Origin of the sequence: Phycicoccus jejuensis (assembly GCF_044797865.1) — a bacterium.
Classification (GTDB): domain Bacteria; phylum Actinomycetota; class Actinomycetes; order Actinomycetales; family Dermatophilaceae; genus Phycicoccus; species Phycicoccus jejuensis.
Map to the genome: position 1 here is coordinate 3,041,028 of NZ_CP085209.1, position 12,559 is coordinate 3,053,586.

Genomic DNA, 12,559 nt, shown 5'->3' on the forward strand with positions numbered 1-12,559 from the left:
CTTACCTATAGGGCCCCACGCTTCTAATGGAACGCGAGTCATTCGCCCGACCCTCCAGCATCAGAATGGCGACCTGCCCTTGACCCAGGTCTTGGCCCAGTCTCCGCGGACACCGGTGGCCTCGAAGTCACCGAGGTCAGTGGTGGCGAACGGGTCTCCGAGGTAGCGCACTTCGTCGAACTGCGGGCCGCGCGTGTCGACTCTCACGAGCGCGAGGCGGTAGCGCGGGGCAGCGTTCTTGCCGGTCATGACCTCGTTGTGGGTGACGAAGAAGTCCTTGGCACCCTCGATGCGGGCCTTGACCTCGATGCGGTAGGTGTCGCCGTTGCCGTCCGTCGAGAGGATGTCGAAGCCCTTGTTGTTGAAGGCCTGCTCGACCGGCTTGCGGCCGAGGTCCCGCTCTCGGGCCATCACCAGGTCCACGCCGCGACGCTCGATTTCCTTGGTCTCCTTGGCGTGCATGGGCGCGGTGGCCGGGATCTCGCCCTCGAGCATCCCGATCGGCAGCACCAGGGCCGCGGTCACGATGTGTGGCGGCTTGGTCGACATGAGCTGCTGTTGATCGAGCAGCGCGAGGCGCTTGCGGAGCCGGGTGTCGAGCTCGACGGCCTTGCGGTTGAGGCTGTCGGACGACTCCTTCGGCTTCTCGTCCTTCTGCTCCTTCTCCGATGCGACCGCGGCGTCCAGCAGGAGGCGCTCCGTTTCGGAGCTCAGGCGCTTCGTCACCAAGTCACGCGCCTTCTCGAGCTCCGCCCGCCGTCGCGGCTGCACCTCAGCGAGGTAGTCGGGGAGCTGGTTGGCGATGATCCAGCTCATCGCCTTGTCTTCGGCCTCGCCAAGCCAGGCTAGGTGCCGGGCGGCGTCGACAGCGGGGCCTGCGGGGGCGGCCACGCAGTCAAGGTAAGGCGCAGGGCCGGCGGGGGTGACGGTGCCGAACTGGTCGACGTAGGCGTAGCCAAAACGACGGGCCACCGATTCGCCAGTGGCATCGGCGACAGCTTCGACGACCCCGACCAGCAGCTGGGGCTCTTCGAGCGTCGATGAGACCAAGACCGTGCCCTGGTTGAGAGCGCCGCCGAAGTTGCGGATCGCCTCTCCCATGACCGCGTCGTGGAGCGGGTGGCCCGGTGCGAGGAGGTCCGCACGACTCAGGTCGTCCGGCTGGACGCGGGCCAGGTCGAACGTGACCCGGTCGTACTTCGTGGCGATCGGTCCGGTACCGGCCGAACGGATGTGCTGGGGCACGTTGGCGATCTCGTACCGTCCCTGCTCGCGCTTGACGATGCGACCGCCCAGCTTGGCGAACGCTGCCTTGAACGCGAGTTCGATGTAGTGCGGCTGGAGCCGACGGGCCCGTGCTTCGTCCATGGCAGCACGCAGTGCGTGCAGGTCTGCATCCGCGAGGTGCTCGGACGCGAGGGCCCGCTCATCGAGGAGGTCCTTGAGCCCGTCCCCGACGGAGGCATCGATGACCTCGTGCATCTTGGCTTTCACGTCCTCCCGCTCGCCGTACTGGATGGCTTCCAGCAGCAGGTTGCGCAGTGGGGTGTCACTGAAGGCTTCGCCGAGGACGTCGAAGACCCTGCCGCCGTAGGTCTGGCGCATTTGGTCGAGCTTCTCCAGCAGCCGGGTGAACACCTCGCCCTCTCGGGTGTTGGAGGCGACGAGGTTCCAGAGTCGGCAGACCTCCTCCTGTCCGATGCGGTGGACGCGGCCGAAACGCTGCTCGATGCGGTTGGGGTTCCACGGGAGGTCGTAGTTGACCATCAGGTGCGCGGCCTGGAGGTTGAGACCTTCGCCCGCTGCGTCGGTGGCCAGCAGAATCTGGCAGTCGCGGTTTTTGGTGAACTCCTCGGTGATCTGGCGACGCTCCGCCCGACGTACTCCACCGTGAATCGCGCGCACGGCGTCGGGCCTGCCGAGCAGCGAGCCGATCTTGCCTTGCAGGTAGTCGAGGGTGTCGCGGTGTTCGGTGAAGATGATGAACTTCCGCGGCCAACCGTTCTTGTCGGTGACGAGGGCGTGGTCCTGAAGGATGTTCGACAACTCAGTCCACTTGCGATCGGTGCCGGCCTCGCGCACCAGCCTCGCGGTCTGAACGAGGTCCGCGAGTTCAAGGAGTTCGGTGTTGAGCTCCTCAACGGTCTGGGCGGCGGTGGCAGCGTCGAGCAGTTCCTCCTCAGCCGCCTCGATCTCCTCGGCATTGAACTCGTCGTCATCGATCTCGCTCAGGTCGATGTTCGGGTCGACTTCGCGGTAGGTGCCGTTCTGGATCTCCTGTTTCTTGCGCTCCAGCCGCTCGCAGCGCCGGACCAGGCTCTTGAGGATCGCTTCGGGGCTCGAGGCCAAGCGCCGCTGGAGGACGGTGAGGGCGAAGCCGACGGTGTTCTTGCGCTTGCCACCGACTCGGTCAGCGCGGTTCATTCCCTCACGGACGTAGTGCGTGACGTGTTCGTAAAGGTCGTACTCCAGCGCGGTCAGCTCGTAGGGCACCGTCTCGGCGATACGCTCGGGGAAGAGTTTCTTGCCCTCAAAGGTCAGGAGATCCTCCTTGACCATCCGGCGCATCACGCCGCTGAGGTCCGTGCTCTTCTTCTGCTTCCCTTCGAAGCGATCGCGGTCGAGCAGTGTCAGGAAGAGTTGGAAGTCCTCTTCCTTGCCGGAGTGCGGCGTCGCCGTCATGAGAAGCAGGTGACGAGTGATCTGGCCGAGCAATTCTCCGAGCAGGAAACGCTTAGTCTTGCGCAGCTCGCCGCCGAAGTAGTGGGCGCCCATCCGGTGCGCCTCATCGACGATGATCAGGTCCCACTCGGTCTCCTTGAGCTGGGCCTGGAGCTGCTCGTTGCGAGACAGCTGGTCCATCCGCGCGATGAGGAGCGGGTTGGTCTCGAAGACGTTGAAGTTCGCCTGGGCATCGATGAGCTGGTTGGTGAGCAGATCGAACCGGAGGCCGAACTTGAAGAAGAGCTCGTCCTGCCACTGCTCGACCAGCCCGCCAGGGGCGATAATCAGGCACTGCTTGACGTCATCGCGGAGCAGCAGTTCCTTGATGTAGAGCCCAGCCATGATCGTCTTGCCGGCGCCGGGGTCGTCGGCGAGGAGGAACCGCAAGGGGGTGCGAGGCAGAAGTTCCCCGTACACAGCCCGGATCTGATGGGGCAAGGGCTGAACGTCGCTGGTGGCCACGGCAAGCATCGGATCGAAGAGCCCGGCCAGCGTGATGCGCTGGGCCTCGGCGACTAGCTTGAACACGCTCGCCTCAGCGTCGAAGGCTCGGCTTCGACTCTGCGCCGGCGACAGCTGGGCCTCGTCCTTGCGAAAGACCACCTGCTGACCAAGCTGGCCCGAGGACGTCTTGTAGGTGAGCTCAAGAGCATCGAGCCCATGCCACTGTGCCGCGATCACGGTGACAGGTTCGCCAGGGATGAGGCCGTCCAGACGCAGCCCCGCCTTCACTTGCTCCAGCAGCATTTCCACTCCCTCGTTGCCAGCCGCCCCACGGTAGTCCAAGGGCCCGACACGACTCATCGCAACACGATCGCCACTGGGGCCCCCGTTAACCTTCTCAGCACAGCGACGGACCGACGGGGACAATGGAACGAGACGAGCGGCAAGAGCTTCGCGCGGCTAGCGACGAAGTCGGGGAATGGATCGAGAGGGCTCGATCGGTGCTGGCGGGTCGGGCGCAGGTCGAGGCAGCGGGAGCACACGCCGTTGCCCAACTCCGGCAGGCCGTTGTGGAGGTGCACCACGACGGTCGTTTGCGCTGGCGGGTCCTTCCCTTGCGCCACCGGCATGAGGAAGCTCTTGGACTCATTGCTCATGAGCGTCAGCTGCCGGTCATGACGCCCACGGAATCGGAGCTCCTCGATCGGTTGCTCGACGAGACCGCTTCGTTTGTGAGACAAGGCAGGACGGCGACTGGTGCCCGGCGGCTCGTCGTCGGTGGCAAGAGACGTCAGGCAGGGACGGTGGCCGCTCGCTACCTGCGCGCGTACCGCGACTGGGCGATCGCGGTGAACCTGGCGGGACTCATCGAGCGCAGCGCCCCGGCAGCCCTACCCGCTCACCGGCGCGTTTCTAGCGGGGATGCGCTCAGCGACTGGGTGGGCTTGGCACCCCATCTTCGTGATCTTGGCCGCAGTCAGGAGGCCCTGCCTGTTGCGACCGTGGCTCACCTCCGCGACGCAGTGCAGACCATTGAAGGGGCTCTGCGCCGGGAAGAGCGCTACCGAGCGGACGTGCTCAAGGCGGCCGAAGAGCTCCGCCGCCACGAAGTAGAACGGCTGTTGCAGGACATGCCGGTCGTAAGGCTCAAGGAGGCCACCCGCGACCGCCTGCGCATCACCCCGCTCACCGATGCCGGCATCGCCACGGTCAAGGACGTGCTCGCCCACGGCAACCGACTCGAGCACCTCCCGGGCATCGGGCCGACCACGGCCACGCGTATGCGAGGGGCAGCGCAGACTCTCTGGCAGACCACCTATGACGAGATGCCTGTTCGCATCGACTTGAAGAACCGCTCCCGAGCTGCGACCGAGCTGCTGCGCCGACTCTCGGCGTGGGACGCCATGCGGCAGACCAAGGGAGCCACCACCGACTTGGCATGGACCGAGTCGCTAGCCCCCCTCGCGCAGGAGCTTGATTCGGAGGTGTCCCACCTGCTCCTGCTGTCCGAGGAGCCGTCGAGCGCCTCCTTTCACGAGGCCGTAGAGGCGGTTACCTCCCGTGGGCGCAGTCTCACCACCGCCAAGGTCAGCGGGGGCGCGCAGGGACCCTGGGACGACTTCCTCCAGCGGCCCGCCGACTACTTCGCGATGCTGTCGGAACTCGGCTTCCTGACCGAAGACGAGGAGAAGACCCACGGAGACCTCCCCGACCACATCGTCGACGCGGTGCGCCGACTTGAACTGAACACTCAACACCTGTCGGCCTCCCTGCGCGGCTACCAGAGTTTTGGCGCGCGCTTCGCGCTAGTCCAGCGGAAGGTCATCCTCGGAGACGAGATGGGGCTGGGAAAAACGGTGGAGGCTCTGGCCGTCATGGCTCATCTCCGGGCCAAGGGGGGCCACCACATGCTGGTTATCTGCCCAGCCGCTGTCGTGACCAACTGGATGCGCGAGGTGCAGTCGAAGTCGGCTCTGCGGGTTCATCGCCTACATGGGACTAGCCGGGAGGCCGGACTGCGCGGCTGGCTCCGCGGGGGTGGCGTGGCCGTGACGACCTTTGAGACGCTCGCCTGGCTGGAGCCCCAACTGCCAGGCGACCAGACCGTGGCATGCGTCGTCGTGGACGAGGCGCACTACGTGAAGAACCCCAACGCTCAGCGCTCAGAACGAACCGCCAGGCTCATCAAGCGTTCCAAACGATCTGTCCTTTTGACTGGAACGCCTTTGGAGAATCGCCTGGACGAGTTCCGCGCACTCGTCGGGTACATCCGCCCGGACCTCATTGTGGATGCCGATGAGCTCGCGCCGCAGCGGTTCCGCCGACAGGTGGCGCCGGCTTACCTGCGCCGGAACCAAGAGGACGTGCTGACCGAACTACCTGACCTTGTAGAGGTCGACGAGTGGCTCCCGATGTCGACGCAGGACACCAGTTGCTACCGAGACGCGGTGTTGGCAGGCAACTTCATGGCCATGCGCCAGGCCGCGATGATCTCGGGAGACAAGTCCGAGAAGCTGAGGCGGCTGGTGGAGGTCGTCAAGGAGGCCGAGGACAACGGCCGTCGCGTCATTGTCTTCTCCCACTTTCGAGAAGTCTTGGACAAGGTGGCAAGTGCTCTGCCGGGGCAAGTCTTCGGTCCACTAACAGGCTCTGTCCCTGCCGGAGCGCGCCAAGTGATAGTCGACCAGTTCTCATCTGCCAGCCACGGTGCCGTTCTGGTATCGCAGATCGTCGCCGGAGGGGTCGGCCTCAACATCCAAGCTGCCTCCGTTGTGGTCATCTGCGAACCTCAGCTCAAGCCAACTACCGAGTGGCAGGCCATCGCCCGGGCCCGCAGGATGGGCCAGCTCGACAAAGTGCAAGTGCATCGCCTCCTCTCTGAGGAAGGGGTCGATCAGCGCGTTACCGAGATCCTGGCGACAAAGCGAATGCTCTTCGAGGACTTCGCTCGTGTCAGCGAAACGGCGGGCAGCGCTCCCGAGGCGTTCGACGTCACTGAAGCCCAGCTAGCCCGTGAGGTCGTCGCCGCCGAACGAGGGCGCTTGTTCTCGGCGGCCCCCAACCACGCGGAATAGCGCCGGGACCCAGCCAGGCCCCGTGTGTCTCTTCGTCGTGCACGCGCGAAGCGATACGTGTGCAGTCCTCCTACGTCGGATCGCGCGGCGTTCGGTCCGCTACCACCGATTCCTACGCGCCTCTTGACGGATTGCCCCCGCGTCGAACTCGCTCGCACATAGATCCGCGAGGTCTCTGAGAGCCGTGAGCTCGCCCGCGCTCACCTCGCCGTCGATCACCGCCGCCAGGACGGCTGCATCGTAGAGGCCCGCTCGATCTCCACGGGCTGCGTTCACCTTCGCCCAAACAACCGAGGGCTCGAGATCGACGACCTCCCGCAGCTCCTCTAATGCCGGAATGTCCTTCTCGAGCTTGTACAGGATCGACGTGACCTCGTGAACGAGTCGTCGTTCGTCGTCCCGAGCCGGCCCGTCGACAGTCGAGATGAGCCAGAGGACCCAGACGAGCTCGTCGTGCAGATGGGTGCGGCTCGTGACCCGCCGGGCGACCTCCAAAATCTGCGCGTCGTGGCGGAAGATTCTTTGGGCGTGTCGACCGGCAATTCGCGTCGACCAGTAGTTCACGCCCGTCGAAATCGGAACACTCACGACGGGTATCGCGAACTTGATGATGTTGCGTTGGAGCAGGTACTTCCCCACCACCGGGAGGCTCTTGGCAGTGGCCAGCGTCGAGCCGCTGAAGACTTTCTTCAGAACTGGGCGCAAAATCGCAGGGGCTCCCTTCGATGCCGCCCCTCGGCCCATCTCTCCGCTCTTCACGGCGAATGCGACGCGGATCAGTTTCCACACGTCTTCCGGATCGTCGAGGTCCAGGGGGACGCCGTAAAGGACCGCGATGTCATATGCGAGGCGAAGTTGAACTTGCGTGACGAACAAGAGATCTACGGCGAAGCTTGCTACGCCTCCGGGCACGGTGACCGGTGACGCGCCACCTCCACTACCCATAGTGGCGGCTACCGCTCCCGTGTACGCACTCGCGCTCAATCCACCCTCGATGCCCGCGTAGCGCGATGCCAGCTGGATCCGAGCATCGGCCACCGCGTCGGGGGGCAGATGAGGGTACTTCGTTCGAAAGTAGTGCGCATCCACCTTCTCGACGTACCGGGCGAGAGAGAACGTCAGCAACTTGGCGAACCACGATCCGCCCTTGAGGTCATCGAGCGAGAGGGTCTGCGCGAAGGCCTTGAGCCCTTGAAGTTCCCCTTCGACTGCCTCTCGCTCGTCTGGGCTAGTCGCGCCCTCGCCCTGCGAGTCGTGATTTTCGGTAGACAAGCGCCTCTCCATTCATAGCAATTTCGAGCTCTTCCATCGGCCAGGCCACCCCCGATGAGCGAACCTATCCGTCTCTCACCGTTCCTTGTCGGAAGCTGCAAGAAACTCGACTACTTGGAGTACGAATCGACCCCATCAGCTGTGTCGTCTCGATGCGCAAGTCTGCTTGGGCGCACTACCAGCAAGTCTCTCGCCCTCAGTCATTACTCTGAGGGCTGTGAGACCTTGGAAGGACGACATCAGTAGCGCACTGCGCGACCTTGGTGGCGAAGGGGACTTGAGCGAGATCTACGAGCGCGTCGCACAGTTGCGTTCACCTCTGCCGCAGTCATGGCAGGCGGTCGTGCGCCACGTCATCGAGAGCCATTCATCCGACTCCGCAAACTTCAGAGGCACCGACCTCTTCTACTCAGTCTCCGGCATAGGCTCGGGTAGATGGGGCCTGCGAAGTTGAATATCTCGTGCGCTGGCGTCTGAACTAGTTGCTCTGTCGGACGTTCTCTCGATCCGCGTGGCACACACGCCCCCTGGCTCAGCAAGTTTCTCGTCTTGATTCTCGTCAGCGCTGTACGACGGGGATACAACACGCCGGCGAGGGCTTAGGTTCACGCACCCTCAGGCGGCACGACGCGGGCCCGGGCGGAGTGGTTTCCGCCCGGACCCTTGTCGTGTGGCTGGTGCGTCAGCTGCAGCCGCTGGTGGAGCCGCACCCCTCGCAGACGTAGCAGGAGCCGGCGGGGCGCATCTTCGTCCCGCAGGTCATGCACATTGGGGCGTCGGCGGCCTTGGAGTTGCCGAACGCCGCGAGGAGGTCGGCCGAGGAGTGGATCTCCGCGGAGACCTCACGGGCCGAGGCCGCACCCGAGCCGGACGCCACCGTGGCCGCGGAGCCCGCGTCCGAGGAAGGCGCGTCGGCCGGGGCCGGCGCGGACGAGGAGGCGGGCTCCTCGGCCTTCTTCGACGTGGCGCCGATGCCGACCGAGAGGGACTCGATCTCCTCGACGAGCTCCTCGTCCGACTCGCCGGACTCCGGTGCGTAGGAGCCGGTCTCGAGCTGGCGAGCCCGCTCCTCCGCCGTGTGGATGCCCATGTACGAGCGGGTGTCGAAGTCCAGGTGGTCCAGCGCCAGCCGGCGGAACACGTAGTCCATGAGCGACTGCGCCATCCGCACGTCCGGGTCGTCCGTCATGCCGGCCGGCTCGAAGCGCATGTTTGTGAACTTCTCGACGAACGTCTCGAGCGGCACGCCGTACTGCAGCGCGACCGAGGTGACGATCGAGAAGGCGTCCATGACACCGGCGAGCGTGGAGCCCTGCTTGCCGAACTTGAGGAACACCTCGCCGAGGCGGCCGTCTTCGTACGTGCCGGCGGTGAGGTAGCCCTCGGCTCCGCCCACGGCGAACGACGTCGTCTGCGAGCTGCGGCGCTTCGGCAGGCGCTCACGCGTCGGCCGGTAGACGACCTTCTCGACGATCTCCGTGGTCGCGGCGGCGACGGCGGCCGAGGCCTTGTCGGCGGCGGCGTCCTTGGCGGTCGAGCCACCGTCGGACAGCGGCTGGCCGACCTTGCAGTTGTCGCGGTAGACGGCCAGCGCCTTCAGGCCCATCTTCCAGCCCTGGACGTAGACCTCCTCGATCTCCTCGACGGTCGCCGTCTCCGGCAGGTTGACCGTCTTGCTGATCGCGCCGGAGAGGAACGGCTGCGTGGCGGCCATCATCCGGACGTGGCCCATCGGGGAGATGGCGCGCGCACCCATCGCCGTGTCGAAGACCTCGTAGTGCTCGGTCTTCAGGCCCGGCGCGTCGATGACGTGGCCCTTGTCGGCGATGTACTCGACGATCGCCTCGACGGTCTCCTCGGTGTAGCCGAGCTTGCGCAGGGCCCGCGGGATCGTCAGGTTGACGATCTGCATCGAGCCGCCGCCGACGAGCTTCTTGAACTTGACGAGCGAGAAGTCCGGCTCGATGCCGGTCGTGTCGCAGTCCATCATGAAGCCGATGGTCCCGGTGGGCGCGAGCACGGAGGCCTGCGCGTTGCGGTAGCCGTTCTTCTCACCGAGCTTGACGACGTCGTCCCAGGCCTTCGTGGCGACCCGGTGGATGTCCTTGTCCATCGTGGAGATCGTGCGGACCGCGTCGTTGGCGGCGGCGTGCTTGCGCATGACGCGCTGGTGGGCGTCCGCGTTGCGGGCGTAGCCGGCGTACGGGCCGACGACCGCGGCGAGCTCGGCAGAGCGCTTGTAGGCGGCACCGGTGAGCAGCGAGGTGATCGTCGCGGCGAGCGCGCGGCCACCGTCGGAGTCGTACCCGTGACCCGTGGCCATGAGCAGCGCACCGAGGTTGGCGTAGCCGATGCCCAGCTGGCGGTAGTCGCGGGTCGTGGCGCCGATCGACTCGGTCGGGAAGTCCGCGAAGCAGATCGAGATGTCCATCGCCGTGATGACGAGCTCGACGACCTTCTGGAAGGTGACGGCGTCGAAGGTGTCGTCGTCCTTGAGGAACTTCAGGAGGTTGAGCGAGGCGAGGTTGCACGAGGAGTTGTCGAGCGACATGTACTCCGAGCACGGGTTGGACGCGGTGATGCGGCCGGTCTCGGGGTTGGTGTGCCAGTCGTTGATCGTGTCGTCGTACTGGATGCCCGGGTCGGCGCACTCCCAGGCGGCCTTGGCGATCTTGCCCATGAGCTCGCGGGCGTCGACGGTCTCGATGACCGAGCCGTCCATCCGCGAGGTGAGGCCGAACTCGGTGCCGTCCTGGACGGCGCGCATGAAGGCGTCGTTGACGCGGACCGAGTTGTTCGCGTTCTGGTACTGGACGGAGGTGATGTCCTTGCCGCCGAGGTCCATGTCGAAGCCGGCGTCGCGCAGGGCGCGGATCTTGTCCTCCTCGCGCGCCTTGGTCTCGACGAACTCGACGATGTCCGGGTGGTCGACGTCGAGGACGACCATCTTCGCCGCGCGGCGGGTGGCGCCACCGGACTTGATGGTGCCCGCGGACGCGTCGGCGCCGCGCATGAAGGAGACCGGGCCGGAGGCGGTGCCGCCGGAGGAGAGGAGCTCCTTGGAGGAGCGGATGCGCGAGAGGTTGAGGCCCGCGCCCGAGCCGCCCTTGAAGATGAAGCCCTCCTCCTTGTACCAGTTGAGGATGGAGTCCATCGAGTCGTCGACCGAGAGGATGAAGCAGGCGCTGACCTGCTGCGGGCTCTTGGTCCCGACGTTGAACCAGACCGGCGAGTTGAAGCTGAACACCTGGTGCAGCAGGGCGTAGGTCAGCTCGTGCTCGAAGATCTCGGCGTCGTCGGCGTTCGAGAAGTAGTCGTAGTCCTTGCCCGCCTTGACGTAGGTGAGGACGACACGGTCGATGAGCTGCTTGAGCCCGGTCTCGCGCTCGGGCGTGCCGACCGCGCCGCGGAAGTACTTCGTCGTGACGATGGTGGAGGCGTTGACGCTCCAGAAGTCGGGGAACTCGACCCCGCGCTGCTCGAAGATCGTCTCGCCGGTCTTCCAGTTCTGCTGGACGACGTCGCGCTTCTCCCAGGTCACCTCGTCGTAGGGGTGCACGCCCGGGGTGGTGTAGATCCGCTCGATCTTCACCCCCTTGCCCTTGGCGGCCTTGCGGGCACCTGCACGTGCTCCGGCGACATCGGTCATGCCTCTTCCCTTCCTTCTGCCCCTCTCCCGGGGGCGGTGGTGACCTGGTGGTGCTGTTCTACTGCTGGGGTGTGACAGGCGCGGTGGCCTGCGGTTCCTGCGCGGTCGCCTCGCGTTCGGCGCGCAGGAGGGTGATGGCCGACTCGAAGTCCTCGAGGGAGTCGAAGGCCTGGTAGACGGAGGCGAAGCGCAGGTAGGCGACCTCGTCGAGCTCGCGCAGCGGCTCGAGGACGGCCAGGCCGACCTCGTGCGCGTCGATCTCGGCCGAGCCCGCACTGCGGATCGACTCCTCCACCTTCTGGGCGAGGATGGCGAGGTCGTCCTCGGTGACCGGGCGGCCCTGGCAGGCCTTGCGGACACCGACGAGGACCTTCGCCCGGCTGAACGGCTCGGTGGCGCCGGAGCGCTTGACGACGCTCAGGCTGGCGGTCTCGACGGTGGTGAACCGGCGGCCGCACTCCGGGCACTGGCGGCGGCGGCGGATGGCCGCGCCGTCGTCGGTCGTGCGGGAGTCCATGACCCGGGAGTCGGTGTGCCGGCAGAACGGACAGTGCATGACGGCGGGCCTCCCCCTGTGGACGGAACGGTGGACTCTCGTGTGAACAACCTGTGGAGAACTGGCATTTCGTGTGCACAAGATGTGGACGAACTACAGCGGTGTAACCACTAGATGTTGTGGCTCATCGTGCCATCCGTGTGACCCGCGACGCAACAGGGGGAGCTCGAAGATCGGCCGTTCGGCTGTTTGCGCAGGTCAGCGGGGGTGCGGACCCCTCCGCGACGACGGTCCACGGCGTGTCGCACCACCACCAGTGGGACGGATGTGACGCCTGAGGCACCAGATCTGGGGGTCACTCCCCCGGCGCAGCGCCCTGGTGGACCAGCGCCGCGATGACGGCACCGTGCCAGTCGCTCGGCCCCGCGCTCCCCCGCGCGCCGGCCCCGCAGCCGCACTCCCAGTGCCACCGGCCACGGGCGTCGCACCCGACGACCGGGTGGTGGCTGCGGCGGGCGGTCCGCCGACGGAAGGTGCTCATGGCCCTCAGGAGACCCCGGCGCGCGCGGTGATACGGGCATCGTCCGTTCGGCCAGGTCTGCACCGCCGAACACCCGGGGCGCGCCGACTTTGCCAATCCTTGACCAAATCCTGATGCGACTCTGGTGAATGTCAGGGAGAAGTCGGGGGCAACGCGTCTGGGAGGACACGTGATGGGTTACACCATGGAAGGCCCTCTGGGCCGCTACACCGAGGGCGCGACCTCGCGTCGCGAGCCGGGCCACGGCCCGGCCTCGCCGCTGCTCGACCTCCTCCTCGTCGGCGTCGCGGCGCTCGGGCGTCGCACCCAGGCCGCGCACGACGACGAGGACCATCGGCTGCGCCGGCACTGACCCCCGG

At 66.1% G+C, this 12,559-nt stretch carries 7 protein-coding genes; 2 read left to right on the plus strand and 5 right to left on the minus strand.

The genetic code is table 11. The features are described from left to right. Positions 1 to 60: 60 nt before the first annotated feature. A complete protein-coding gene (locus LG324_RS14410) occupies positions 61 to 3,471 on the minus strand; it encodes a helicase-related protein (protein WP_404348963.1) in 3,411 nt (1,136 codons plus the stop codon). 500 nt (positions 3,472 to 3,971) lie between these two features. Here LG324_RS14410 and LG324_RS14415 point away from each other — a divergent pair, with 500 nt between their 5' ends. Beyond that, positions 3,972 to 6,242, plus strand: coding sequence for a DEAD/DEAH box helicase (locus tag LG324_RS14415; RefSeq protein WP_404348965.1), 2,271 nt, complete (start codon positions 3,972 to 3,974; stop codon positions 6,240 to 6,242). Between the two features lie 99 nt (positions 6,243 to 6,341). Here LG324_RS14415 and LG324_RS14420 read toward each other — a convergent pair whose 3' ends face one another. From LG324_RS14420 to LG324_RS14435, 4 genes are all read right to left on the minus strand, one after another. After that, positions 6,342 to 7,526: a hypothetical protein gene (locus LG324_RS14420; protein WP_404348967.1), complete on the minus strand. Its 1,185-nt coding sequence runs from the start codon at positions 7,524 to 7,526 to the stop codon at positions 6,342 to 6,344. Between the two features lie 670 nt (positions 7,527 to 8,196). Continuing rightward, on the minus strand, positions 8,197 to 11,163 hold the full coding sequence (locus LG324_RS14425) for a vitamin B12-dependent ribonucleotide reductase (protein ID WP_404348969.1): 2,967 nt from the start codon (positions 11,161 to 11,163) through the stop codon (positions 8,197 to 8,199). A 58-nt stretch (positions 11,164 to 11,221) separates the two neighbouring features. Beyond that, on the minus strand, positions 11,222 to 11,719 hold the full coding sequence (gene nrdR / locus LG324_RS14430) for a transcriptional regulator NrdR (protein WP_030528099.1): 498 nt from the start codon (positions 11,717 to 11,719) through the stop codon (positions 11,222 to 11,224). Between the two features lie 295 nt (positions 11,720 to 12,014). Then, positions 12,015 to 12,200, minus strand: coding sequence for a hypothetical protein (locus tag LG324_RS14435; protein WP_030528098.1), 186 nt, complete (start codon positions 12,198 to 12,200; stop codon positions 12,015 to 12,017). Positions 12,201 to 12,384: 184 nt separating this feature from the next. Between LG324_RS14435 and LG324_RS14440 the strand changes: the two genes are divergently transcribed. After that, positions 12,385 to 12,552, plus strand: coding sequence for a hypothetical protein (locus tag LG324_RS14440; protein ID WP_157577486.1), 168 nt, complete (start codon positions 12,385 to 12,387; stop codon positions 12,550 to 12,552). The last annotated feature ends 7 nt before the right edge of the window (positions 12,553 to 12,559 follow it).